Source organism: Rhizobium sp. BR 315 (assembly GCF_050577975.1).
Lineage (GTDB): Bacteria > Pseudomonadota > Alphaproteobacteria > Rhizobiales > Rhizobiaceae > Rhizobium > Rhizobium miluonense.
The window spans coordinates 76,552-100,316 of sequence record NZ_JARWKZ010000004.1; the positions used below are offsets into that span (position 1 = coordinate 76,552).

General features: G+C 60.1%; 25 protein-coding genes. 6 read left to right on the forward strand and 19 right to left on the reverse strand.

Annotation, left to right across the window (positions count from 1 at the left end; translation table 11 throughout):
• Positions 1-153: 153 nt before the first annotated feature.
• Together QD409_RS06425 and QD409_RS06430 are read left to right on the forward strand one after the other, a co-directional pair.
• Complete coding sequence (locus QD409_RS06425; protein WP_092845247.1) at positions 154-360, forward strand: hypothetical protein; 207 nt, start codon at positions 154-156, stop codon at positions 358-360.
• 186 nt (positions 361-546) lie between these two features.
• Positions 547-1,161, forward strand: a complete 615-nt coding sequence (locus QD409_RS06430) for a GntR family transcriptional regulator (RefSeq protein ID WP_430762127.1) — start codon at positions 547-549, stop codon at positions 1,159-1,161.
• 54 nt (positions 1,162-1,215) lie between these two features.
• Here QD409_RS06430 and QD409_RS06435 read toward each other — a convergent pair whose 3' ends face one another.
• From QD409_RS06435 to cysG, 5 genes are all read right to left on the reverse strand, one after another.
• On the reverse strand, positions 1,216-2,028 hold the full coding sequence (locus tag QD409_RS06435; RefSeq protein ID WP_430762128.1) for a ferredoxin--NADP reductase: 813 nt from the start codon (positions 2,026-2,028) through the stop codon (positions 1,216-1,218).
• Positions 2,029-2,259: 231 nt separating this feature from the next.
• Positions 2,260-2,772, reverse strand: a complete 513-nt coding sequence (locus tag QD409_RS06440) for a DUF934 domain-containing protein (protein ID WP_430762129.1) — start codon at positions 2,770-2,772, stop codon at positions 2,260-2,262.
• Between the two features lie 11 nt (positions 2,773-2,783).
• On the reverse strand, positions 2,784-4,463 hold the full coding sequence (locus QD409_RS06445) for a nitrite/sulfite reductase (RefSeq protein WP_430762130.1): 1,680 nt from the start codon (positions 4,461-4,463) through the stop codon (positions 2,784-2,786).
• 17 nt (positions 4,464-4,480) lie between these two features.
• Positions 4,481-4,795, reverse strand: coding sequence for a DUF2849 domain-containing protein (locus QD409_RS06450; protein ID WP_092845237.1), 315 nt, complete (start codon positions 4,793-4,795; stop codon positions 4,481-4,483).
• 3 nt (positions 4,796-4,798) lie between these two features.
• Positions 4,799-6,241: a siroheme synthase CysG gene (gene cysG, locus QD409_RS06455; protein WP_430762131.1), complete on the reverse strand. Its 1,443-nt coding sequence runs from the start codon at positions 6,239-6,241 to the stop codon at positions 4,799-4,801.
• Between the two features lie 287 nt (positions 6,242-6,528).
• Here cysG and QD409_RS06460 point away from each other — a divergent pair, with 287 nt between their 5' ends.
• Positions 6,529-7,116, forward strand: coding sequence for a deaminase (locus QD409_RS06460; RefSeq protein WP_430762132.1), 588 nt, complete (start codon positions 6,529-6,531; stop codon positions 7,114-7,116).
• A 23-nt stretch (positions 7,117-7,139) separates the two neighbouring features.
• The gene (gene mazG / locus QD409_RS06465) at positions 7,140-7,988 is read left to right on the forward strand and encodes a nucleoside triphosphate pyrophosphohydrolase (protein ID WP_430762133.1); all 849 of its coding nucleotides are present in this window, start codon (positions 7,140-7,142) and stop codon (positions 7,986-7,988) included.
• A 203-nt stretch (positions 7,989-8,191) separates the two neighbouring features.
• Here the strand turns inward: mazG and hflX are convergent, their stop codons facing one another.
• The 8 genes from hflX to dusB all read right to left on the reverse strand — a co-directional run bounded on the left by hflX (position 8,192) and on the right by dusB (position 18,410).
• Positions 8,192-9,526 (reverse strand): GTPase HflX, encoded by a 1,335-nt coding sequence (hflX, locus tag QD409_RS06470; protein WP_430762134.1) that lies wholly within the window; start codon positions 9,524-9,526, stop codon positions 8,192-8,194.
• A gap of 78 nt (positions 9,527-9,604) precedes the next feature.
• Complete coding sequence (hfq, locus tag QD409_RS06475) at positions 9,605-9,847, reverse strand: RNA chaperone Hfq (protein ID WP_003539403.1); 243 nt, start codon at positions 9,845-9,847, stop codon at positions 9,605-9,607.
• Positions 9,848-9,956: 109 nt separating this feature from the next.
• Positions 9,957-10,820, reverse strand: coding sequence for a D-amino-acid transaminase (locus QD409_RS06480; RefSeq protein WP_430762135.1), 864 nt, complete (start codon positions 10,818-10,820; stop codon positions 9,957-9,959).
• A gap of 47 nt (positions 10,821-10,867) precedes the next feature.
• Positions 10,868-12,232, reverse strand: a complete 1,365-nt coding sequence (locus QD409_RS06485; RefSeq protein ID WP_430762136.1) for a sigma-54-dependent transcriptional regulator — start codon at positions 12,230-12,232, stop codon at positions 10,868-10,870.
• Positions 12,222-14,495, reverse strand: coding sequence for a sensor histidine kinase NtrY-like (locus QD409_RS06490; protein WP_092845225.1), 2,274 nt, complete (start codon positions 14,493-14,495; stop codon positions 12,222-12,224). Before QD409_RS06490 ends, QD409_RS06485 begins: the two co-directional genes overlap by 11 nt.
• A 284-nt stretch (positions 14,496-14,779) precedes the next feature.
• Entirely contained in the window at positions 14,780-16,231 is a 1,452-nt protein-coding gene (gene ntrC / locus QD409_RS06495) for a nitrogen regulation protein NR(I) (protein ID WP_092845223.1), read from the reverse strand.
• Complete coding sequence (locus tag QD409_RS06500; protein WP_092845221.1) at positions 16,228-17,385, reverse strand: two-component system sensor histidine kinase NtrB; 1,158 nt, start codon at positions 17,383-17,385, stop codon at positions 16,228-16,230. The genes ntrC and QD409_RS06500 overlap by 4 nt, the downstream gene beginning before the upstream one ends.
• Positions 17,382-18,410, reverse strand: coding sequence for a tRNA dihydrouridine synthase DusB (dusB, locus tag QD409_RS06505; protein WP_430762137.1), 1,029 nt, complete (start codon positions 18,408-18,410; stop codon positions 17,382-17,384). Before dusB ends, QD409_RS06500 begins: the two co-directional genes overlap by 4 nt.
• A gap of 222 nt (positions 18,411-18,632) precedes the next feature.
• Here dusB and QD409_RS06510 point away from each other — a divergent pair, with 222 nt between their 5' ends.
• A complete protein-coding gene (locus tag QD409_RS06510) occupies positions 18,633-19,853 on the forward strand; it encodes a bifunctional 2-C-methyl-D-erythritol 4-phosphate cytidylyltransferase/2-C-methyl-D-erythritol 2,4-cyclodiphosphate synthase (RefSeq protein ID WP_430762138.1) in 1,221 nt (406 codons plus the stop codon).
• Complete coding sequence (locus QD409_RS06515; RefSeq protein WP_430762139.1) at positions 19,853-20,347, forward strand: CinA family protein; 495 nt, start codon at positions 19,853-19,855, stop codon at positions 20,345-20,347. The genes QD409_RS06510 and QD409_RS06515 overlap by 1 nt, the downstream gene beginning before the upstream one ends.
• 12 nt (positions 20,348-20,359) lie before the next feature.
• Here the strand turns inward: QD409_RS06515 and QD409_RS06520 are convergent, their stop codons facing one another.
• The 6 genes from QD409_RS06520 to QD409_RS06545 form a co-directional block, all read right to left on the reverse strand.
• Positions 20,360-20,806, reverse strand: coding sequence for a type II toxin-antitoxin system RatA family toxin (locus QD409_RS06520; RefSeq protein WP_092845217.1), 447 nt, complete (start codon positions 20,804-20,806; stop codon positions 20,360-20,362).
• Positions 20,807-20,815: 9 nt separating this feature from the next.
• Complete coding sequence (locus tag QD409_RS06525; protein ID WP_430762316.1) at positions 20,816-21,394, reverse strand: AAA family ATPase; 579 nt, start codon at positions 21,392-21,394, stop codon at positions 20,816-20,818.
• Positions 21,395-21,418: 24 nt separating this feature from the next.
• On the reverse strand, positions 21,419-22,012 hold the full coding sequence (locus QD409_RS06530) for an AAA family ATPase (RefSeq protein ID WP_430762140.1): 594 nt from the start codon (positions 22,010-22,012) through the stop codon (positions 21,419-21,421).
• A 158-nt stretch (positions 22,013-22,170) separates the two neighbouring features.
• Entirely contained in the window at positions 22,171-23,142 is a 972-nt protein-coding gene (gene lipA / locus QD409_RS06535; RefSeq protein WP_430762141.1) for a lipoyl synthase, read from the reverse strand.
• Between the two features lie 35 nt (positions 23,143-23,177).
• The gene (locus QD409_RS06540) at positions 23,178-23,426 is read right to left on the reverse strand and encodes a GlsB/YeaQ/YmgE family stress response membrane protein (protein WP_430762142.1); all 249 of its coding nucleotides are present in this window, start codon (positions 23,424-23,426) and stop codon (positions 23,178-23,180) included.
• Positions 23,427-23,495: 69 nt separating this feature from the next.
• Complete coding sequence (locus QD409_RS06545; protein ID WP_430762143.1) at positions 23,496-23,750, reverse strand: GlsB/YeaQ/YmgE family stress response membrane protein; 255 nt, start codon at positions 23,748-23,750, stop codon at positions 23,496-23,498.
• Between the last annotated feature and the right edge of the window lie 15 nt (positions 23,751-23,765).

Genomic DNA, 23,765 nt, shown 5'->3' on the forward strand with positions numbered 1-23,765 from the left:
GCGAAGCTGTCCACATCAGGGACGAGGAGAAGGGAAGACGGAATGTCTTCCCTTTTTTGTTGTATTGTTTACCGCAACGCACGCCAAAGACCTTTCCGACTTCATCTCCGACCCTATCTAGAAAGATATGGAACCGAAGAGGAGGTTGGAAGCATGATGGAAAACACCAATCGGATGCCAACGCGCAAAGTCGTTCGCGGTCGCCCCTACAGCATCGCCGAATTTGCACGAAAATATCGCCTCGACGACGAGGAAGCGAAACGACTGTTCTATAAATTCGGCCCGTCGGCCACGGAGCTGGACCTGTTGATGGCCGCCAAGCGCAAGCCGCCGTACCAGTCTTCGAGCATCGAGCTTTAAGCCCGCGACTGCCTGTCCAAGCAAGGGAAACGGCAGGTGGAGGCTGCCTTCACCGTCGCTCCACGCGGGCTCGCCGAGCCGAGGCAATCTTCTGCGTCAAGCGTTTGTTGTGATATATCACAAGCGGTTGCCTTCGGCGGCGCGAGGTGACACTGTGCGCCATATCAGCCGGGCCGGACATCTTGCATGCAGAATTCGCTTAGCCATCTCGCCTATCTGGCGCTCGAACATCAGATCGTGACGCTTACCCTCGAGCCTGGCGCACTCGTTACCGAAAAGCAGCTGATCGAGATGGCGGGTCAAGGGCGTACTCCCGTGCGCGAGGCGATCCAGAAGCTTGCGTGGCAAGGATTGATCCATGTGCGGCCGCGCGTGGGTCTGCAGATTGCGGAGATTCGCCCCGACGATCATCGGCATGTCATGCAGGTCAGGCGGGAACTGGAACCGATTGCGGCAGCGCTCGCTGCCGTTCATGCCGACGAGCAGCAACGTGACCAGCTGCAGCAATGCGCACGCCTGATGGCCGGCTGCGCCGTGACAGGCGACCTGCCCGGATTTTTTGCTGCCGACAAGACATTCGACGAGATCCTGGAAGACGCCTGCCCCAACAATTTCATCACCTCGGCTCTCGGACCGGTGCAAACGCATGCGCGCCGGCTGTGGTATTCGACGGGAGCGGCTGATCGTATGGATCGCGCGATAGCGATGCACGTTCAGGCTATCGCAGCCATTTGCGGCGGTGATGCAAACAATGCGCGCGCTGCCATGGCGGCGCTGATCGACCACCTGAGCGGGTTATGAAAAAGGCGGCCTCGTTGCCGAGACCGCCTTGTCTTTTCACAGATGCCGATCCGTCTAGCCGACAAAAGCGCGTTCGATAACGAATTCGGCTGGCTTGCTGTTCGCACCCTCGGTGAGGCCAGCCTTCTCAAGCAGGTCCTTGGTATCCTTCAGCATCGCAGACGAACCGCAGATCATGCCGCGGTCGACGGCGATATCAAGTGCGGGTACGCCAAGATCGCTGAAGAGCTTGCCATTCTCGATAAGATCGGTAATGCGGCCCTTGAAGGGAAAATCCTCGCGGGTGACGGTCGCATAATGGCGCAGCTTGTCCCCGACGACTTCGCTTAAGAGTTCGTCATTACGGATTTCCTCGACCAGGTCAAAGCCATATTTCAGCTCTGCAACATCCCGCGTCGTATGCGTGAGGATGACTTCCTCGAACTTTTCATAGGTCTCGGGATCGCGGATCAGACTCGCGAAAGGCGCGATGCCGGTACCGGTCGAGAACATATAGAGGCGCCTGCCCGGCGTCAGCGCATCGAGAACCAGCGTGCCCGTCGGCTTCTTGCGCATCAGCACTTCGTCGCCCGGCTTGATGTTCTGCAGGTGCGATGTCAGCGGGCCGTCCGGCACCTTGATCGAAAAGAACTCGAGCTCGTCGGCCCAGGCCGGGCTTGCGATCGAATAGGCACGATAGAGCGGCTTACCATCAACCATCAGACCGATCATCGCGAACTCGCCGGAGCGGAAGCGGAAGCCTTGCGGCCTGGTCATCGTAAAGCGAAAGAGCCGGTCGGTATAATGCGTGACGCTCAGCACCTTCTCGGCGAAAACGCCAGCGGGTACTGCGGAAGCAAATTCATCTGTCTTGGCGGGGGCGTTCATTCTGTCTCTGATCCCGTATTCGTCTTACACGTCATTCCTGGCAGGCTCATTGCGCGAGGCTAATATTATAATATAGACCGAATTGAAAGGCATTCCATTCCATCCGGCAGCGCCGGACTGAAATATGCGTATTCCGGTCAAGATTTCAGCTCGCCGACATTACCTGTATTTTGAGCCTGGAATGCGGCAATTCGACATTGTCAAATTGCCGCAATGGCAAGCCTGTGGCCCCTAGGCCGACTTTGCCGGCAACCGCCGCCAGCTATAGGTCTGCCCGCCTTCGGCATGGCGTGCGGTCGGCTGATAATAGCGCTGAATGCCCGGCAGGCGATTTTCCGACAGCCTCTTCAACGCTGTCTCGTTGGTCACGGCGAAACTATCGATGCCGACGCGCAGCATCAACGGCACCTGATCGATCAGCACATCGCCGACAGCACGCAGCTCCTTGGCATAGCCGAGACGCTGCCGCAACAGCGAGGCATGGCTGAAGGCGCGGCCGTCGCTGAATGCCGGAAAGGCAACGGCGACGATGTCGAGACGATCGAGATAGGGCTGCAGCCGCGTCACGTCGTCCGCCGGCTTGATGACGACGCCGAGGCCGACATCGTTGCTTTCTTCCGCCTTTGCGATCAGGGCATCGAGGCCGAGAAGAAGCTTCTGCGTCTCAGTCGCCTTGACCTCGTCGGTCTCGATGACCCAGGGATCGTTCTCGACGAAGCCGGTTTCACGCCAGATCTTGGTCATATTCAATCTCCTTAGGCCGCTTCGGCTGCCGACGAGGACGCGCCATAGAGCGCAGTCTTGAACGGCTGCGGTCCAACGCGACGATAGGCAACGAGGAAGGTTTCGGAAGGATCCAGGCGGAGGCCGAGATAGGTATCGACAATTGTCTCGATGGCATCGGTCACCTTGTCGGGCTCGAAGCCGCGGCCGATGATCTCGCCGATGGAGGTGTTCTCGTCGCCGGAGCCGCCGAGCGTGATCTGGTAGAGTTCCGCGCCCTTCTTTTCCACGCCCAGCAGGCCGATATGACCGACATGGTGATGGCCGCAGGCATTGATGCAGCCGGAAATCTTGATCTTCAGCTCGCCGATCTCGGCCTGGCGTTCGGCCGAGCCGAAACGCCTGGAAATCTCTTGCGCGACCGGGATGGAGCGTGCATTGGCAAGCGCGCAATAGTCGAGACCGGGGCAGGCGATGATATCGGTGATCAAGCCGGCATTCGCCGTTTGCAAGCCGGCGGCCACGAGGCCGCGATAGACGGCTTCGAGATCGGCCAGTGCGACATGCGGCAGGATGAGGTTCTGCTCGTGGCTGACGCGAATCTCATCGAAAGCGTATTCCTCGGCAATATCAGCCACCGCTTCCATCTGCGCATCCGAGGCGTCGCCGGGTATGCCGCCGATCGGCTTGAGGGAGATCGTGACCATGCCGTAATCGGGGTTCTTGTGCGGCTGCACGTTCTGATGCACCCAGCGCGCAAAATCCGGATCAGCCTTCTTCCAGCGCGCCAGGCTTTCCCAGCCTTCGGCGCGCTCCGGCAGTGCCGGTAATGCGAAATAGGTCGATATCGCCTGAACGTCGGCTTCCGGCAGCTTCAGTTCGGTGTCCCTCAGCTTGTCGAACTCAGCCTCGACCTGACGCGTCAGTTCTTCGGTGCCCGTTTCATGCACGAGGATCTTGATGCGCGCCTTGTACTTGTTATCGCGGCGGCCATGCAGATTGTAAACGCGCATGATCGCCGTCGTGTAGGACAGGAGATCCTGTTCCGGCAGGAAATCGCGGATCAGCTTGGCAACCAGCGGCGTACGGCCCTGCCCGCCGCCGACGTAAACGGCAAAGCCGATCTCGCCCTTGTCGTTCTTCTTCAGATGCAGGCCGATGTCATGCACCTGGATCGCGGCGCGGTCGCGCTCGGCGCCAGTGACGGCAATCTTGAACTTGCGTGGCAGGAAGGAGAATTCCGGGTGAACGGACGACCACTGCCGCAGGATCTCGGCATAGGGCCTTGGATCGGCGACTTCGTCGGCCGCAGCACCGGCGAAATGGTCTGCCGTCACGTTGCGAATGCAGTTGCCCGAGGTCTGGATGGCATGCATCTCGACGGAGGCCAGATCGGACAGCGCATCGGGCATCTCGGACAGCTTCGGCCAGTTGAACTGCAGGTTCTGGCGCGTGGTGAAATGACCATAGCCGCGATCATAGGTGCGTGCGACGTGCGCGAGCATACGCATCTGGCGCGAACTCAGCGTGCCATAGGGAATGGCGATGCGCAGCATGTAGGCATGCAGCTGCAGATAGACACCGTTCATCAGGCGCAGCGGCTTGAAGGCATCTTCCGAAAGTTCACCCGAGAGGCGCCGCTCCACCTGATCGCGGAACTGGGCAACCCGTTCCGCGACAAAGGCGTGGTCGAATTCGTCGTAACGATACATGATTTCCTCAGAGCTTCTCAGGCTGCAATGAATTCGGGATCGGCCGCGGCGTAGCCCGCCGCATATTCCATGGTGGGTCCTTCGGCGCGGATGCGCTCGCGCAGGCGCAACGGCCAAAGCTTGCCGCCGGTTTCCTGAACGTCGATCAGATTGACGTCGACGACCTTGTTATCAGCATAGGCCTTCTTGCCGATCGCTTCCAGCGCAGCTTCCGCTTCTGCATGGCGAGCAACCAAAGCTTCCTGCAGCGATATCGTCCACTCGCCATTTGCGTTCAGCCAAACGGCGACGCCATCGGTGAGGCGGTTTGCGGTCAAAACCTTGTCGACCATCCATCAGCTCCTTGCATAGTCTTGAGCAACGGTCTTACGGCTGACCAGCGGCTCGGATTGTTCAAAATTCGCACCGGCGACGGCATCGCCGATAATGACCATGACCGGCCCGCTCAACTCATCACGGTGCTCAAGATCAGGCAGATCCCTCAATATTCCGTGCATCAGGCGGCGATCGCGGCGGCTCGCGTTCTCGATGATGGCAACGGTCGTCTCAGGCGGCAGACCGGCTTGCATCAGGCGACCGGCGACAGAAGCGGCAACGGTGCGCCCCATATAGACGGCGATCGTCGCACCGGATACGGCGAGGCTTGCCCAATCCGGCAGCACATCGCCGGTCAGATCATGCCCCGTCGTGAAGACCAGCGAAGAAGCGACGCCGCGCAGCGTCAGCGACAGTTCAAAATCGGCAGCAGCAGCGAAGGCCGAGGTAATGCCGGGAACAATCTCATAAGCGATTCCGGCGGCGCGCAGGGCTGCCATTTCCTCGCCCGCGCGACCGTAAACCAGTGGGTCGCCGGACTTCAGCCGCACCACGCGCTTGCCATCGCGGCCGAGCTGAACAAGCAGATCGTTGATCTCTTCCTGCGACTTGCTGTGGCATCCCTTGCGCTTGCCGACGGACAGGCGCTCGGCATCGCGGCGGCTCATATCGACGATCGCCTGCGGCACCAGAGCGTCATAGACGATGACATCGGCTTCCATCATCACGCGCTGCGCCCGCAGCGTCAAAAGATCTTCCGCGCCGGGGCCCGCGCCCACCAGCCATACCCTGCCCTCGACTTTGCGCGACGACCGCAACAGCTCATCGGCCGCCTGCTCCGCCTGCGGGAGATGGCCAGCATTGACGGCATCGGCAACGGGTCCGGAGAAGAACCGCCGCCAGAAGACGCGGCGAGCGACGCCACGCGCGACGAGGCGTTCGACCGGCTTACGGTAACGCGTCGCCAATTCCGCCAACTTCCCGAGCGAGGGAGATAGCATCTGGTCGATCTGCGCCCGGATCATCTGCGCCAGCACCGGCCCCGCACCTTCGGTGCCGATAGCGACGGCGACGGGCGCGCGATTGACGAGAGCCGGCGTATAGAAATCGCAATAATCGGGCTGATCGACGGCGTTTGCAGGAATTCTCTCGGCGCGGGCGGCGTCGACGATCGCACGATCAGCCTCGGCATCGCCGGTAGCGGCAAAGACAAGGGTCGCACCCTTGACCTGATCCGCGGAAAACTCGGCGCGCACGGTCGCGACGCGATTGGCGATGAGGACGGCGTGATAGTCAGCTTCCGGCGCCTGCACATAGGCAACGATCTTGGCCTGCGTGTTCATCAGCAGCCGCACCTTGGCAAAGGCTTCATCGCCATTGCCAAAGACGGCCGCTACCCTTCCTTCTACGCGGAAGAAGGCGGGAAACACCGAAAGTTGTTCAGTCCTGGGAGGCATCGTCATTCCAATTCGAGGTCTGCCGAATATCGCCCTAGAGGCCAAGGGATTGAAGAAACAGAAATTCTAATGCCCGCGCATGAGCGTATTCTTTTGCTCGACATGAGGGGGATTTGAGCAAAACTCACCAGACGAGCAAATTGCGATAAATATAGGAAATCTATAGACTTTTATCATTGACCGATGCCCATATCGGTTTTATTGCCTGTGACAAACACCGCCCGCCCACCATTTGCACATTCCGCCGGACCGGTAATGCCGCTAGATTGGACGAAAATTTTTGGAGCATTTCCTTGTCGGACACTACCATCGCAGCCCGCCTTCTCAACGTTGTAGAACACGACATCCTGCCGCTGACGCGCAGGGGCGTGGCGGCAGGCAATAAGGTTTTCGGAGCTGCTATCCTGCGCAAATCCGACCTCTCGCTTGTGATCGCCGAAACGAACAACGAGCTGGAGAACCCGCTCTGGCATGGCGAAGTGCATGCGCTAAAGCGCTTCTACGAACTGGGCGAGAAGCCGGCGAGCAAAGACCTGATCTTCCTGTCGACCCACGAACCCTGCACCATGTGCATGTCGGCCATCACCTGGGCTGGTTTCGACAATTTCTACTATTTCTTCAGCCACGAAGATTCCCGAGATGCCTTCGCAATTCCCCACGATCTCAAAATCCTGAAGGAAGTCTTCGGCTTGGAGCCGGGCGGCTATAACAGGCAGAATGCGTTCTGGAACAGCTTTGCCATCTCCGATCTTGTGGAGACGGAAGCCGATGCGCGCAAAGGCTTGTTGAAGCGACAGACCGCACGCATCAAGGCAGCCTATGCCGGATTGTCCGACAGCTACCAGGCGTCGAAGAGCGACAACGACATCCCCCTGAATTGAGTTCAGCAAGACCCGAGGCAACGATGGAAGCATCGCGAGACATAAACAGCCTGATCGAAATCATGACGGCGCTGCGAAATCCCGAGAGCGGCTGCCCTTGGGACATCGTCCAGACCTTCGAGACCATCAAGCCCTACACGATCGAAGAGGCCTATGAGGTCGCGGACGCGATCGAACGCAAGGATAACGACGATCTTTGCGACGAGCTCGGCGATCTCCTGCTGCAGGTCGTCTTCCATGCGCGGATCGCCGAGGAGGCCGGCGCCTTTTCATTCGGCGATGTCGTGCATGCCATCACCCGCAAGATGATCCGCCGCCATCCGCATGTCTTTGCGGTCTCCGACGCCAAGACCGAGGATGCGGTGACGCTGCAATGGGATCGGATCAAGGCTGAGGAGAAGCGCGAGCGGGCCGAGCGCCGCGCCAGGAGCGGCGTCACCGAAGATTTCAAGGTTGGTTTCCTGGGTTCGGTGCAGCGGACCTTCCCTGCCCTGACGGAAGCTTTGAAACTCCAGGAGCGCGCCGCCAAAGTCGGCTTCGATTGGTCTGCGCCGGAGCCTATTCTCGACAAGATCGAAGAAGAAATCGGTGAATTGCGGGCAGCGCTGGCGAGCGGTGATAAAGCGAAAGTCAGCGACGAACTCGGCGATCTGATCTTCGCCGTCGTCAATATCGGCCGGCATGTGAACAGCGACCCGGAACAGGCCCTGCGCGGCACGAACACGAAGTTCCGCCGCCGCTTCCATCACATCGAAACGACGCTTGAAGCTGAAGGCGAGACGCTGGAAGGCGCCTCGCTGGAGCAGATGGAAGAGATCTGGCAGGCGGCAAAAGCCATCGAGCGGCAGCTTGCAGGCGTGAAAACGGCGTAAAGCGCGGCGTGTCCCGTTCCTCGCGCTTCAACTCTTTGGTCTCTAGAGCAACTTCAGGAAAAGTGCGCAGCAGTTTTCCGTCCGGAATTGCGTAAAAACAATAAGTTAGAGCAGCTCTCAGATTCCGTGAAGAACTGAACCGCTCTAGCATGTCATTGCCGCAAAACGGCTGCGCACTTTAGCGCGACATGCCTCGAAACCACCTATTCCCAGTCTTCGCGCTGCGGCTTAGGGCCGTTGCCCACGCGCCGTTCCAGTTCCTCAGCCTCGGTCTCCGTCAGACGAACATCGAGCGTCACGGTGCCGTCCTCATTGTCCTCGCGGTTATCGACGATGGCGTGATTGTAGAGCCATGGCAGCAGCGCCAGCTTTTCCACCGGTAGCGTGATCGTCGTTTCCGTCAGCACGCCGGAAAGGCGCAGGCTGATTTCGTCCATCAGACGATCAACGCCCTCGCCGCTTTTCGCCGAAACGGCAATGACGTTTTCTGACGTCGATGCCTTCTGCACGATGGCATCATGCGCTTCCGGCTCCAGGCGGTCGATCTTATTCCAGACCTCAAGGATGCGCTCGGCGCCTTCGGCTTCGCCGATGCCGAGATCGCCGAGAATACGCATCACATCGGCGCTCTGGACCTGATTGTCGTCATCCGAAAGATCTCGCACATGCAGGATCAAATCGGCTTCCAATACTTCTTCGAGTGTCGCGCGGAACGCTGCCACAAGGTGCGTCGGAAGGTCAGAAATGAAGCCGACGGTATCGGAGAGGATGACGGTGCGGCCGTGCGGCAGCTTCATGCGGCGCAGCGTCGGGTCGAGCGTCGCAAACAGCATGTCCTCGGCCAGAACGCCGGCGCCGGTGATGCGGTTGAACAGCGTCGATTTGCCGGCATTGGTATAGCCTACAAGCGCGACAATCGGGTGCGGCACCTTCCGGCGCTTAGCGCGATGGAGCTGGCGGGTCCGAACCACCTGCTCCAGCTCGCGCTCCAGCCGGATGATCCGCTCCTGCAGCATGCGCCGGTCGGCTTCGATCTGCGTTTCACCCGGGCCACCCATGAAGCCGGCACCGCCGCGCTGGCGTTCAAGGTGAGTCCAACTGCGAACCAGCCGGCCCTTCTGATAGTTCAGATGCGCAAGCTCGACCTGCAGCGTGCCTTCCTTGGTGGAGGCGCGGCGACCGAAGATTTCGAGAATGAGGCCGGTGCGGTCGATGACCTTGGCGTTCCATGCCTTTTCAAGATTGCGCTGCTGTACCGGCGTCAGCGGATGATCGACGATGACGAGCCCGGCATTGAATTCATCGAGCAGTGCGAGGATTTCCTCGATCTTACCGGTGCCGAGCAGAGTTGCCGGCCGTGGATCGTTGATCGGGACGATGGAGCCATGGACGACATCGAGGTCGATGGCGAGCGCAAGGCCCTTCGCCTCTTCCAGCCGGCTTTCGGGCGGGCGCGAGACGGAAATGGCGCTATCGGCCTGAGCGGCGCGTGCAGACCGCGCCTGTTTCAGCACAGGCACCACCACGACAGCGCGCATGTCATCCCGGTGCTTTACGGACTCCGGGATGAGGGAATCATTTTTGGTATCGCGTGTCGTGATAATAGCAAGTCCCAGTTAGGATGCGGCTTCTTCGCTCTCGAACATCTGCATCGGCTGACCCGGCATGATCGTCGAGATCGCGTGCTTGTAAACGAGCTGCGAATGGCCATCGCGGCGGAGCAGAACGCAGAAATTGTCGAACGAGGTTACGACACCTGTGAGCTTCACGCCGTTAATCAAGAAAATTGTCAGTGAAATCTTTTGCTTGCGAACAGTATTGAGAAACAAGTCCTGCAAGTTCTGAGAACGTTCCGCCATCGCGCCGCTTCTTTCTTTTTTGCCGACCTAAGTCGGTGAAATATCATGATATACAGAGACCCCGGGACCGGAGATGCCCTCATTCTCTCCTACCCAGCGCATGTTGGTATCAAATCGCAGTCTTTTCCGCAACGTCGAAAAAGGCTTCGCGAATTTTCTGTGACATGCTGCCCGGATGGCCGTTGGCAATGGTTTCGCCGTCGATGGAAACGACCGGAAAACATATGCTTGTCGCGGCCGTGATGAACACTTCGCGCGCCTCCATCATCTCCTCGACCGAGAAGAATCGCTCGACAATCGTCACGCCGAGCTTGGCTGCGACGTCCATCAGGGTCGTTCGGGTGATGCCGCGCAGGATGCCATGTTCGGCCGGACGGGTGACGAGATTTCCGTCGTGATCGACGATCCAGACGTTGGTGGCAGCGCCTTCCTTCACCATCCCGTGGTGGTCGATATAGATCGCTTCCTGCGCTCCGGCTTCCTTGGCCTGCTGGCGAGCCATGGCATTCGGAAGCAGGCCGACGGACTTGATATCGACCCGGTCCCAGCGATTGTCGCGGACGGTGATCGCCTTGATGCCGCTGGCGTTCTTCTTGGCGATGACAGACTGATCGGTGCTCTTGGCGGTAACGACGATCGACGATGGCGTGCCCGCCGGCGGGAAGACATGATCGCGCCGGGCGACACCGCGCGTCACCTGCAGGTAGAACAGGCCGTTGCGAACACGATTGCGTCGCAGCGTCTCGCGAATCACAAGGATTAGCGCCGAGCGCGTCATAGGCCAGGCGATACGCAGTTCGCTCAGCGAGCGGTTGAGGCGATCGAGATGGCGCGTCAGGTCGACGATCACGCCATGACGAACCTCGCAAACCTCATAGACGCCATCGGCGAACTGATAGCCGCGATCCTCGATATGCACCGCGGCATCGCTGTGGTTCACGTAGCGACCATTCACATAAGCTATTCTCGGCATGGAAGCCCCTGATCAGAATTCTATAATTTGAAGTGCCGGATTGCCGCTCAGACGCCCAGTGACTTCAGCTTGCGATGCAGCGCCGAACGCTCCATGCCGACAAATTCCGCCGTGCGCGAGATATTGCCGCCGAAGCGATTGATCTGGGCGATGAGATAATCGCGCTCGAACATTTCGCGTGCTTCGCGCAGCGGCAAGGTCATGATGTGATAGTCATTCTTGGCTGATACCTTCGGCAGCATGTCGCCGAGATCGGTCGGCAGCATTTCGGCCGTGATCGGCGTATCCGCGCCGTCCGAACGCGCCAGGATCATCAGGCGCTCGATATTGTTGCGCAGCTGGCGGATGTTGCCCGGCCAGTCATGCGCCTGCAGCACCGCCATCGCGTCATCGCCGATCCGGCGTGGGCGGATGCCGGCCTGTTCGGAAATCTGCCGCATGAGCTGATCGACGAGGAAGGGAATGTCCTCGCGCCGCTCGGCAAGCGCCGGAACACGAACCGGAACGACGGCGAGGCGATGATAGAGATCTTCGCGGAACAGGCCTTCGGCGATGTGGCTTTCGAGATTATAGGCCGTGGACGAGATGATGCGCACATCCACCTTCACCCGCTTCGAACCGCCGACACGCTCGAACTGCTGGTCGACCAGCACGCGCAGGATCTTGTTCTGCGTCTCGCGCGGCATTTCGCCGACCTCGTCGAGATAGAGAATGCCGCGATGGGCCTCTTCGAGAGCGCCGATCTTGCGCGCCTGTCCCGGCGAGCCCTCGGTGCCGAACAGCGCGATTTCCATGCGTTCGGGCGTGATCGTCGCCGCATTCAGCGCCACGAACGGACCATTGGCTCGGGTCGACTTCTTGTGCATCATCCGGGCCACGAGTTCCTTGCCGGAACCGGACGGGCCGAAGATCATGACGCGGCTGTTGGTCGGCGAGACCTTGTCGATCGTTTGGCGCATCTGCGAAACGGCAACCGAGGTGCCGATCAGCTCCACGGCATCGCCGGTGCGGCGCTTCAGCTCGGAGACCTCGCGCTTTAGCTTGGAATTCTCCAGCGCGCGCTCGGCAATCAGGATCAGACGATCCGCCTTGAACGGCTTCTCGATGAAGTCGAAAGCGCCGCGCTTGATGGCGGAAACGGCCGTCTCGATATTGCCGTGACCGGAAATCATGACCACGGGCAGCTCCGGATGGCGTGCCTTGATTTCGTCGAGCAATGCGAGGCCGTCGAGCTTGCTTCCCTGCATCCAGATATCGAGGAAGATCAGACGCGGCGCTCGATCAGAAATTGCGGCCAGCGCACTGTCGCTATCATGCGCCGTGCGGGTTTCGTGCCCCTCATCCGAGAGAATTCCCGAAACGATTTCGCGAATGTCTTCCTCGTCGTCGACTACGAGAATATCAGATGCCATAGACGCTTTCCTTATCACTTGCTGGCTGGGCGACGGCGGCTTGCTCACGGCGCGGCAAATGCACGCGGATCATGGCCCCCCTACCCTGGTCGAATTCTGCGGGAGCGTCGTGAAGTTCGAGCTGTCCGCCATGGTCTTCAATGATCTTCTTGACGATGGCGAGGCCAAGGCCGGTGCCCTTCTCGCGCATCGTCGTGTAAGGTTCGAGAATGCTGTGCCGGTTCTCCACCGGCAGACCGCGGCCGTTGTCGATGACATCGACGGTGAAGCGATCGCGTTCCGGATCCAGCGATGCTCGCACGAGGATTTTCGGCTGCTCGCGCGCCTGATCGCTTGGCACGCCTTCGATCGCTTCGACGGCGTTCTTGATGAGATTGCCGAAAGCCTGGCCCAGCATTCGCGCATCGAACATGCCTTCCAGCCGCTCATCGCCCAGGTCTCGTTCAAACTTGACGTGGTTGTTGCCCATTTCACGCAGGAACACCGAGTCGCGCAGAATATCCCGCAGGTCGCTCGGCTCCATGGTCGGCTTCGGCATGCGGGCAAAGGAGGAGAATTCGTCGACCATGCGGCCGATATCGCCCACCTGCCGGATGATGGTGTCCGTGCACTGGTCAAAGACCGGACGGTCGGCCTCGGCGATGTTCTTGCCGAAACGGCGGCGGATACGCTCGGCGGATAGCTGGATCGGCGTCAGCGGGTTCTTGATTTCATGCGCGATGCGGCGCGCGACGTCGGCCCAGGCGGTCGAGCGCTGCGCGATGACCAGGTCAGTGATGTCGTCGAGGGTGATAACGTAGGATTCATTGGCATCGCGCGCTTCCTCACGCGTCACCTGGACGCTGAGCGTACGCACTGTTCCACCGCGAACCAGGCTGATCTGCTTGCGGAAATCGTTGCGATGGCGCGTCGTGGCTTCCGTCACGACTTGCTCGACTTCGGGCGCGATCTCAACCAGATTCTTGCCGATCAGCTCGTCGCTTTTCAGCGACAGCAGATCTTCGGCCGAAGTGTTGACGATGGTGATGCGCCGATCATGTTCGACGCCGATCACGGCCGCCGTCACGCCCGACAGCACGGCCTCGATGAAGCGGCGGCGGTCGTCGACCTCATCTTTCGCTTCCAGAATTTCATCCCGCTGCGTGCGGATTTCCGAGATCATCTTGTTGAAGGTGCGCGACAGGCTGCCGACGTCGCCGTCAGCCGAGCGCACCGGCACGAGCACATTCATATTGCCTGAGGCGACGTTGTCGGCCGCGCTGATGAGGAGGCGGATCGGCCGCACGATACGGTCGGCGATGGCGATGGCGGTCCAGATCGCAGCCAGCAGCACGATGAGTGCAAAGCCGATGTAGAGAACGGCAAAGGCGATCTGGAGCGACATTCGCCCTTCTTCCATCGCCTTGTATTCGACGGTGTTGTCCTCGACCATCCGCATGGCGTTCATGACCCGCGGGTCGACGGCACGCACGGTGTAGAGGAACGAGCCAGGGATTTCATCGAGCTTGATGACCGCGCCGACGAGGTTGGTCACACCGGGCGGGATGAGCGTCGGCTGACCATTGGCCGACGAGTCGAGCGCGTCCTTCGGAATAGCCGGCAGTGGCCGCTCGGTCTTGATTTCGGCCTGGACGATGGCGCTGCCGTCGCGGCGTACAAGGAAGGCACCAAGCAACCCGCGGCCCCGGGCCTGGCGGGTCATCAAATCGGCAAAGCCCGTGCGATCCAGACTGTAAAGCGAACGATTGCGCTCCAGATCGTTCGCCATCGAAACTGTCTGGCCCTGCAGATAGCTCGCATTTTCCATCAGATAGGCTTGCGCGACATTCTGCGAGGAGCTGATGATCTGCTGGGTGCGCACGCCGAACCAGCGGTCTAGGCCCACATTCAGCGTCAGGCTCGCGACGATGGCGACCAGAATTGCCGGCGTGATCGCCACGATCGAAAAGAGGGCGACGATGCGGATATGCAAACGTGCTGCCGCGCGGCCTCGGCTGCGCGCCTTCATCAGCCGCGCGACCTCGCGCACGATCAGCGCGATCAGCCCGAACACGAACAAGCCGTTGATGACGACCGAGGTAAAGACCACCGAGGATGTAGGGCCTACAGGCGTCAGCCCGAGTAGCATCAGCAGCGTGGCAATCGCGCACAGCAACGCGCCGCCGGCCAAGACGAGGCCAGGGAGGGCGAAGGAAGCACGACGGTCAGTCACCTTGACAGCCGCTTCGTCGCTCGCCGCCGGCGACACCGCGTCCTTGGTCATTCCAATCATCTCCACGCTCGAACGACAATCGGCGCCCCGTTCAATCCGCGCAGCCGCGATTTTGACGCCAGCTGTGGCGGCAACGCGAGGCGGAAACTCTCGTTCGATCTCGTTTGAAAGCGAAACAATTACTTCAAATCATCATTGCAATAGGCTGAAAAATCAGACGAATTCCATTTAAAATGGAAAAGCGTCAGACGAATCGCCATCGCAAAACGACGAATCTGCTGCGTGACCTTTAAGCAACGCATTGTGGCGAAAATGCAACGCTTCGGATTGCCTTGTCAAGCCGTGCGCGAGCTTCTGTAAACCGAAACTCCCAGTTCTCTTATCTTTTTGCGCAGCGTATTGCGGTTCAGACCCAGAAGATCGGCAGCCTTGATCTGGTTGCCGCGCGTGGCGGTCAATGCGGCAAGGATCAGCGGATATTCCATTTCCGTCAGAACGCGGTCGTAGAGACCGGGTGGCGGGAGATTCTCGCCGAATCCGGCAAAATAGGTCCGCATATTCTCTTCCACCGCCTGGGCGATAGTCATCGTACCGGTGCGAACCGGCCCCTTTTCGATCGGGCTGTCGGGCACGTCGGCGCGCAGTTCCGCATCGATGATCTCCTTGGTGATGATATCCTGCGGATAGAGCGCCATCAGCCGGCGGATAAGGTTTTCCAGCTCGCGGACGTTGCCGGGCCAGGGATAGGCTTTCATCAATTCGAGCGCTTCCTGATCGAAGCGCTTGGAACCCAAGCCTTCCTTTTCGGCTTGCTGCACGAAATGGCGCACGAGATCGGGAATATCCTCGGCGCGGTCGCGCAGCGGCGGCAGGCGCAACGGCACGACGTTGAGGCGGTAGTACAAGTCCTCGCGGAACAGGCCCTGATTGATCGCCTGTTTCAGATCCTTGTTGGTGGCCGCGACGATACGAACGTCGGTGCGGATCGGCGTGCGACCGCCGACCGTCGTATACTCGCCCTGCTGCAGCACGCGCAGCAGGCGCGTCTGCGCATCCATCGGCATATCGCCGATTTCATCGAGAAACAGAGTGCCGCCTTCGGCCTGCTCGAAGCGACCGGTGGAGCGCGCCTGTGCGCCGGTGAAGGCCCCCTTTTCATGGCCGAAGAGCTCGGATTCGATCAGGTCGCGCGGGATCGCAGCCATGTTGATAGCCACGAAAGGACCATTGCGGCGCTTGCCGTAGTCGTGAAGGGCGCGTGCCACGAGTTCCTTGCCCGTACCGGATTCACCGGTGATCATCAGCGTGAGATCGGTCTGCATCAGGCGCGCGAGCACGCGGTAGATTTCCTGCATTGCGGCGGAACGACCGACAAGCGGCATGCCGTCCTGTATGTCGTCGTCGATCTTCGTCGGCTTGCGCTTCGGCTCGGACAATGCCCGGCCGACGATCGCGATCAGTTCCGTCAGGTCGAACGGTTTCGGCAAATAGTCATAGGCGCCCTTCTCGGATGCCTTGATCGCCGTCATGAAGGTATTCTGCGCGCTCATGACCAGGACAGGCAGATCCGGTCTCGCCTTCTTGATGCGGGGCAGCAGATCGAATGCATTTTCGTCGGGCATGACGACGTCGGTTACGACAAGGTCGCCTTCGCCGGCGGAAACCCAACGCCAGAGCGTGGCGGCATTGGAGGTGATGCGCACATCATAACCTGCACGGCTTAAAGCCTGATTGAGCACGGTACGAATGGCCGCATCGTCATCGGCGACAAGGATCGTGGCTGTCATCGAGTAGTCCCTGTAGAGTTCGGAAAGGGGGCGTCTTCAAGCGTGATGCCTTTGGAAGCCGGCATCAAAACGCGGAAAGTGGTGCGATGGTTCTGGCTGTCGCATTCGACGATGCCGCCATGATCGCCGATGATCTTGGCGACCAGCGCCAGGCCGAGGCCAGTACCGTTCGTCTTCGTCGTGATGAACGGATCGAAGAGATGCGGCACGAGATCGGCCGGTACGCCGGGACCATTGTCGATCACGCAGAATTCCAGCGGCAGCGAGATCTTCTCGCGCGTGCCGGCGACCGAAAGGCGAATGCCTGGACGGTAGGCCGTCGTCAGCATGATCTCGCCATCCTGCCGGTCGCCAACCGCTTCGGCGGCATTCTTCACCAGATTGAGGAAGACCTGTACGAGCTGGTCTCTGTTGGCAAAAACTGCCGGCAGCGACGGGTCGTAATTCTCCGACAGTTTGATGTTGCGGGCAAAACCGGCCTTGGCGACTGCCTTCACATGATCGAGGACGGAATGGATATTGACGGGCACGCGATCGACAGGCCGCTCATCGGAGAAGACCTCCATGCGATCGACCAGTGACACGATACGGTCGGTCTCGTCGCAGATGAGGCGCGTCAGCGCGCGATCGTCATCCTCGACGGACTGTTCGAGCAACTGTGCGGCGCCGCGAATGCCCGACAGTGGATTCTTGATCTCGTGCGCCAGCATGGAGGCAAGGCCGGTGACCGAGCGGGCGGCAGCGCGATGGGTCAGTTGCCGGTCGATCTTGTCCGCCATCGAGCGTTCCTGGAACACCACCACTACGGAGCCGGGCTCGCTGGAAACCGGCGCTACGTAGAGATCCACCAGCTTATCCTGTCCGAGACGCGGCGAGCTGAGGTCGACACGATATTCGTTGACGGGTCCGCGGCGCTCGCGCACCTGGTCGATCAGCGCCAGCAATGGGCTCCCGAACGGTATGAAGGTCGAAATCTTGTAGCGCGACAGATGCGAGGCGCTGGCGCCGAAGAAGGCTTCGGCCTCCCAGTTGGCAAAGGCAATGAGACCCGCCTCGTCGACCATGACGACGGGGTTCTGGATCGCGTTGAGAACGGCCATCGCCACGGAATTGGCCGCGTTGTCACCGGCCCCGGAGCTGAGTTTCGAAGTCATGCAGCCTCCTGGACGCATTGAGCGAGATCGGCGCCTGCCTGCAGTGCGGCATGGAACAATGCGGCCACCTCGCCACTGTCTTTCGACGTCATGATTTTCGCCTTGTCCGCACCTGTCGTCGCCGGCGCATAGCGATCGAGATACCAGGCCAGATGCTTGCGCGCATGGCGGATGCCAACCGCCTCGCCGTAAAACTCCAGCATCATCCGGTAGTGTTCGAGCGCGACCTCGACAATCTCCTGTCGGTCCGGCTCGCGATGACCAGCCAGAACGCCCGCATGCCACGGACGGCCCTGACAACCGCGGCCGATCATGACGGCATCAGCACCGGAGCGCCGCAGGATTTCCGCGGCATCTTCCACCGTCTCGACATCGCCATTGGCGACCAGCGGGATGGAAACGACATCGCGCACCGCGCGGATCGCATCCCAATCCGCCCTGCCCTCATAGAACTGCATGCGTGTGCGGCCATGAATGGTGACGAGCTGGATACCAGCCTCTTCGGCACGGCGTGCGATATCAGGCGCATTGATGGAGTTCTCATCCCAGCCAAGCCGCATCTTCAAGGTCACGGGAATGTTCACCGCGCCAACCGTCGCTTCGATCAATGCCAGCGCATGATCCGGGTCGCGCATCAGCGCCGAGCCGGAATAGCCACCGATGACCTTTTTGGCTGGGCATCCCATGTTGATATCGATGATATCGGCACCATTATCAGCGGCGATCTTTGCTGCCTCGGCCATCCAATGCGCTTCGCGGCCGGCAAGCTGCACCATATGCGGCCTCAATCCCGCACTCTTCAGACGCGCCCAGGATTCAGCCGTATCCTGCACCAGCTCGCGGCTTGCGACCATTTCCGTGACGACCAGGCCGGCACCGTAACGCAAAGCGAGCTGCCGGAACGGCAGATCGGTCACACCCGACATCGGCGCCAGGATGACGCGATTTCGGATTGATACGGAACCGATGGAAAATGGGGCTGCAAGCTTGGAGGAAAACAAATGATTATCTTTCGGGCACACCATACATCTGCACTATTTTTAGACACGGTTTAAATGTTTGCCAAGGGGTTTCGGAAAATCCCGATATTTTTGGGGCAAATGCTGGAAAATACTCAATTGAGGCGATAGACCCTGCTGAAGCAGGATCCCGCCTTGGCGATCTATCTAGGATGCGCTTATTCAAAGGAAAGCTCCGCTCTTTTCAAAGCCATGCAAGAGACCGAGCCTTTCATCTTTCGGGGGTTTATGACGCAAATGCATTCAACGCAACCGCTGTCGGTGGGAATAGTGATCGTTGCCGCCGGGCGCGGCGAACGGGCAGGTTCTCCCGAAGAAGGCCCCAAGCAATATCGTCCGATCGGCGGCAGAGCGGTTATTGCGCATACGCTTGAAAGATTCGTGACATGGCCGCAGGCGTCGAAGATCGTCGTCGTCATCCACCGTCACGATGAAAACCTGCTTCGGGCGGCGTTGGAGCAAGTTGCGGATCTGCCTGAGATCGAGATCGCCTTCGGCGGCACGACCCGCCAGCAATCCGTGCTTGCCGGGCTAAGGCAACTGAAGAACAGCGGCGTGACGCATGTCATGATCCATGACGCGGTACGTCCCTTCTTCGACCATGATCTGCTGGATCGCGTCGCCGCAGCCCTTGCCGCGGGAGCGCCTGCCGTGCTGCCCGCCATGCCGGTCACCGACACGCTGAAGCGCGGGGACGCAAGCGGGCTGGTGATCGCGACGGTTCCCCGCACCGGGCTTCACGCTGCGCAGACGCCGCAATCCTTCCTATTCAGTGATATCCTTGCTGCGCATGAGAAAGCAGCAGCCGAGGGCAAAAGCGATTTCACAGACGATGCGGCGATTGCGGAATGGTGTAACCTGCAGGTGACATTGGTGACCGGTAGTGCCGACAATGTGAAACTGACGATCAAGAGGGATATTGCCATGGCCGATGAAAAGCTCAGCGCCGGTCTGCTGCCCGACGTGCGCACCGGCAACGGCTATGACGTGCACCAGCTGGAGCCCGGCGACGGCGTGACCCTTTGCGGCGTCTTCATTCCGCATGATCAGAGGCTGAAGGGGCATTCAGACGCCGATGTTGCCTTGCACGCCCTCACGGATGCGCTGCTCGCCACATGCGGCGCCGGCGATATCGGCGACCATTTTCCGCCGTCTGATCCGCAATGGAAGGGCGCCCCCTCCCGCATCTTCATCGAGCATGCGGCAAAGATCGTGCGCGAGCGCGGCGGCACCATCATGAATGCGGACGTCTCTCTGATTGCCGAAGCGCCAAAGGTCGGGCCGCATCGCGACGTCATGCGCGCCAAGCTCTCGGAGTTTCTCGGCATCAGCCTCGATCGCTGTTCGGTCAAGGCAACGACCAACGAGAAAATCGGCTTCGTCGGGCGCCGCGAAGGCATCGCGGCTATCGCCACGGCGACCGTCGTCTATCGCGGAGGCAAGGCATAATGCATTTCCCGAATGAGATTCTCGCGCTCGCACAGAAGATCGTCACGGACTTCACGGCAAAGGGCTGGATGGTCGCTACAGCCGAATCCTGTACCGGCGGGCTCATCGCCGGCGCGCTGACGGAAATTCCAGGCTCGTCCGCCGTCGTCGATCGCGGCTTCGTGACCTATACGAACACCGCCAAGATGGAGATGCTCGGCGTGCAGGAGCAGACACTAGCGCAGTTCGGCGCAGTGTCGAAGGAAACGGCGCTGCAAATGGTGCACGGCGCCCTGTTCCGCTCCCGGGCCGATTTTGCAGTGGCCGTGACCGGTGTCGCCGGCCCCGGTGGCAGCTCTGCAGAAAAGCCCGTGGGGCTCGTCCATCTTGCCGCTAGGGCGCGCAACGGTGCCCTCATCCATCACGAAATGCGTTATGGCGATGTCGGGCGCGATCAGGTTCGGATCGCCACCTTGAAGACGGCATTGGAGATGTTCGTCGCTCTCAGTCAATGACCGGGAGCAGCTTTACGCATATATTTTGCTCGCGCGCGTCTCGAAGGCATCCGTGAACATGCGGAAGGCCCGGTCGAACATCGAACCCATCAGGGCGCCGAGAATGCGGCTTTTGAACTCGTAGTCGATGAAGAAATCGATGACGCTGCCGCCATTCTCCGACGGCGTGAAGCGCCAGCGATTGTCGAGATACTTGAAGGGGCCGTCGATATATTTCACATCGATGGCGCGTTCCGCCTTGTTCAACAGTACTTGCGTTGTGAAGGTCTCGCGGATCGCCTTGTAGCCGACAGTCATATCGGCAATCAGCAGGATCTTGCCGTCGCGCTCCTTGCGGCTACGGACAACGAGCGCTTCGCAGAGCGGCAGGAACTCCGGATAGCGCTCCACGTCGGCGACGAGGTCGAACATCTGATCGGGTGAATGCGGAACGGGGCGATGAGTTTCGAAGTGAGGCATGAGCCGCAATTAAGCAGGACGGCCGAGAAGATCAAGAAGCTGACGCATTTCGCCGCGGGATTTCAGCTGCAAAACAGGGACATCCGGGCCGTGCTGTGCAAGTCCGCCAAGAACGCGTGGCGTGAATTTCTCCTCGAACGTCCAGATGAAGCGCAGGAATTCCCAATCGACCTTCTCGATGCAGCCGGGTGCCATTTCCGGGCGCGTGCGGCCCATCCATTTGATCCAGCGGGAGACCACGCCCCAGATGCACAGGAGGCGCGGCATTCGCACCCAGATGACGAAATCCGTGCGCGGCAGGCGCACATCGAATGTCGAGGGATTGGTGCCATCCATGATCCACCGCTCGCCTTGCACCTTGGCGACAATGATGGCGCGCTGCTCATCCCTGTCGCGCTGAACCCAGCCCGGCAGCCACAGAATATCGCGATCGATCGAGACATAGGCCAAGCCGAAGCGCGCGGCGATCTTTTGCGATAGGGTCGACTTGCCGCCGCCGGAACAGCCCATGACGAGAATGCGGTTCGCCTTGCGGATATGATCGACCGCTTCGACGAGATCGTACACCTCGCTATGCAATGCAGGCATCGTCACTTGATCCATGACAGCCTCTCAGGTCTTGCTTCGGAGACGCGACAGCAATTCCTCGCCATCGCGATAGGACCTCAGTGTCACCATCGGCACGTTGTGGCCGTGTTGTACCAGCATCTGCTGAAGCTCCGGCGCTGAGTTGCGCTCGAACGTCCAGGTGTAATGCAGGAATTTCCAGTCCAGCCGTTCGGGGCATCCGGGAGCCATTTCTGGCCGCGACCGGCCCCTATAACGCAGCCAGCGGGAAATGACGCCCCTCAATGCAACATGCCGTGGAGACCTTCGCCATATGACGATATCGGCACGTGGCAGCCGCAACGGCAGGGTTCCCGGGCTGTTGCCGTCCATGATCCAACGCGACCCGGCAACCGCCTGCTCGATCAACGCAACGGACTGCGGACGTGGTCGCAGCTTCCAGCCCGGTAACCAGAAGATATCCCGATCCATCGACACATAGGCAAGGCCGCGCAGGGATGCGATCGCCTGCGCCAACGTACTCTTGCCGGTGCCGGAACAACCGATGACAAGGACACGATCCGCCGCCTCGAGGATGCGTGCGGCCCGATCTATATCGACGGCATGGGAAAGCGCCTGCGGCGCGACGATCTGCTCCACGGTCCAGCTCCATAGTCGAATCTAAAGTGCCGACACCGGTCACAAACGGCGGCGTGTTCCCTAAGCCGCCCACATGACGAACAGATGACGGCGCGAACAAAAACCGCGGCACAATCGCCGCGGTTCGTTCAAAAAGGCAAGACTGGATGTTGTCGGGCTCACTCGGCAGCGAGCAACAGTTTCTTGGCGCGAGCAGCCCGCAGCCGCTCGAAATCGTCACCGGCATGATGCGAAGAGCGCGTAAGCGGGCTGGAAGCGACCATCAGGAAGCCTTTGGTGTAGGCCACCGTTTCATAGGACTTGAATTCCTCCGGCGTGACGAAGCTCATCACCTGGTGATGCTTGCGCGTCGGTTGCAGGTACTGACCGATGGTCAGGAAGTCGACATCGGCCGTGCGCAAATCGTCCATCAGCTGCAGGACTTCGTTACGCTCTTCTCCGAGCCCTACCATGATCCCCGACTTGGTGAACATGGTCGGATCCAGTTCCTTGACCCGTTGCAACAGGCGGACCGAATGGAAATAGCGCGCACCGGGGCGAACCGTCAGATAGTTGCCCGGCACGGTTTCCATATTGTGGTTGAAGACATCAGGCTTGGCGGCAACGACGCGCTCCAATGCACCCGGCTTCTTCAGGAAGTCAGGCGTCAGGATCTCGATCGTGGTTGCCGGCGAAGCGGCGCGGATCGCCCAGATCACCTTTTCGAAATGCTCGGCGCCACCGTCTTCCAGATCGTCACGGTCGACCGAGGTGATGACGACGTGGCTGAGGCCCATCTCCTTGACGGCCTTGGCGACGTTTTCCGGCTCCGCCATATCGAGAGCATTCGGTTTGCCGGTCGCCACGTTGCAGAAGGCGCAGGCACGCGTGCAGATTTCGCCCATGATCATGAAGGTGGCGTGCTTCTTGTCCCAGCACTCGCCGATGTTCGGGCAGCCGGCCTCTTCGCAGACCGTGACGAGCTTGTGCTCCTTCACGATCGAGCGCGTCTCGGCATAGCCCTTCGACGTCGGCGCCTTCACGCGGATCCAGTCCGGCTTGCGCAGGACTTCGGTATCGGGCCGATGCGCCTTCTCCGGGTGTCTTATGCGCTTGGCTTCCGGGTTGATCGTGTCGAGAATGGTGACCATGAAACGTCTACTTTCCGCCGCTCAAATGCGGCCCTTCATCGCCGTGCGACTTTGGCGAGGAATATCAGAATGCATGCACCAATGAAACCGGTGATGAAAAAGCTGAGACGGCCGCCAGGTACGCCGACATGCAGAGCCACCAAAAGCCCCGCAGCGACGACCGAGCCGGCGATACCGAGGATGATGTTGAGAATGATCCCATAGCGCGCATCCATCAGCTTGCCTGCGAGCCAGCCCGCGAGACCGCCGATGATGATCAGACCCAGCCAACCCACGCTTTCCATCAAACCCTCGTTTCAAGCGCCTTGAGGATAATCCCGCCGAGCGCCGCGTTGCGTCTTACCGATGATGCGCTAGACGATCAATCTCGCCAGCAGCACCACAACGATCGCGCCGACGGTGGCATGGATGATCTCCACCACCAGCGCATTTTCTATGCCGAGCGAAATCCCGAAATACTGGAACAGGAAGCCACCCACGAAAGCGCCGATCACGCCGCTCACCAGGCAACTGATGAGGCCGCCGCCACCGACAATCAGGCTTGCGAGAAAACCCGCCACCAGACCGATAAGAAGAAAGACGACCCAACCTTGCGCAGCGATAGACATGTTGATTTCCTTTCC

What these genes read in the sequence shown, in the direction of transcription:
- QD409_RS06510 (WP_430762138.1), top strand. Translation starts at nt 18,633, where the DNA reads ATGACGCAAATGCATTCAACGCAACCGCTGTCGGTGGGAATAGTGATC.
- QD409_RS06540 (WP_430762142.1), bottom strand. Translation starts at nt 23,426, where the DNA reads ATGGAAAGCGTGGGTTGGCTGGGTCTGATCATCATCGGCGGTCTCGCG.
- QD409_RS06525 (WP_430762316.1), bottom strand. Translation starts at nt 21,394, where the DNA reads ATGCCTGCATTGCATAGCGAGGTGTACGATCTCGTCGAAGCGGTCGAT.
- hfq (WP_003539403.1), bottom strand. Translation starts at nt 9,847, where the DNA reads ATGGCGGAACGTTCTCAGAACTTGCAGGACTTGTTTCTCAATACTGTT.
- QD409_RS06490 (WP_092845225.1), bottom strand. Translation starts at nt 14,495, where the DNA reads ATGACCAAGGACGCGGTGTCGCCGGCGGCGAGCGACGAAGCGGCTGTC.
- QD409_RS06500 (WP_092845221.1), bottom strand. Translation starts at nt 17,385, where the DNA reads ATGACTTCGAAACTCAGCTCCGGGGCCGGTGACAACGCGGCCAATTCC.
- QD409_RS06430 (WP_430762127.1), top strand. Translation starts at nt 547, where the DNA reads ATGCAGAATTCGCTTAGCCATCTCGCCTATCTGGCGCTCGAACATCAG.
- ntrC (WP_092845223.1), bottom strand. Translation starts at nt 16,231, where the DNA reads ATGACAGCCACGATCCTTGTCGCCGATGACGATGCGGCCATTCGTACC.
- cysG (WP_430762131.1), bottom strand. Translation starts at nt 6,241, where the DNA reads ATGACGATGCCTCCCAGGACTGAACAACTTTCGGTGTTTCCCGCCTTC.
- mazG (WP_430762133.1), top strand. Translation starts at nt 7,140, where the DNA reads ATGGAAGCATCGCGAGACATAAACAGCCTGATCGAAATCATGACGGCG.
- QD409_RS06440 (WP_430762129.1), bottom strand. Translation starts at nt 2,772, where the DNA reads ATGACCAAGATCTGGCGTGAAACCGGCTTCGTCGAGAACGATCCCTGG.
- hflX (WP_430762134.1), bottom strand. Translation starts at nt 9,526, where the DNA reads ATGCGCGCTGTCGTGGTGGTGCCTGTGCTGAAACAGGCGCGGTCTGCA.
- QD409_RS06520 (WP_092845217.1), bottom strand. Translation starts at nt 20,806, where the DNA reads ATGCCTCACTTCGAAACTCATCGCCCCGTTCCGCATTCACCCGATCAG.
- QD409_RS06425 (WP_092845247.1), top strand. Translation starts at nt 154, where the DNA reads ATGATGGAAAACACCAATCGGATGCCAACGCGCAAAGTCGTTCGCGGT.
- QD409_RS06485 (WP_430762136.1), bottom strand. Translation starts at nt 12,232, where the DNA reads ATGGCATCTGATATTCTCGTAGTCGACGACGAGGAAGACATTCGCGAA.
- QD409_RS06435 (WP_430762128.1), bottom strand. Translation starts at nt 2,028, where the DNA reads ATGAACGCCCCCGCCAAGACAGATGAATTTGCTTCCGCAGTACCCGCT.
- QD409_RS06445 (WP_430762130.1), bottom strand. Translation starts at nt 4,463, where the DNA reads ATGTATCGTTACGACGAATTCGACCACGCCTTTGTCGCGGAACGGGTT.
- QD409_RS06515 (WP_430762139.1), top strand. Translation starts at nt 19,853, where the DNA reads ATGCATTTCCCGAATGAGATTCTCGCGCTCGCACAGAAGATCGTCACG.
- lipA (WP_430762141.1), bottom strand. Translation starts at nt 23,142, where the DNA reads ATGGTCACCATTCTCGACACGATCAACCCGGAAGCCAAGCGCATAAGA.
- QD409_RS06545 (WP_430762143.1), bottom strand. Translation starts at nt 23,750, where the DNA reads ATGTCTATCGCTGCGCAAGGTTGGGTCGTCTTTCTTCTTATCGGTCTG.
- dusB (WP_430762137.1), bottom strand. Translation starts at nt 18,410, where the DNA reads ATGGTGTGCCCGAAAGATAATCATTTGTTTTCCTCCAAGCTTGCAGCC.
- QD409_RS06480 (WP_430762135.1), bottom strand. Translation starts at nt 10,820, where the DNA reads ATGCCGAGAATAGCTTATGTGAATGGTCGCTACGTGAACCACAGCGAT.
- QD409_RS06450 (WP_092845237.1), bottom strand. Translation starts at nt 4,795, where the DNA reads ATGGTCGACAAGGTTTTGACCGCAAACCGCCTCACCGATGGCGTCGCC.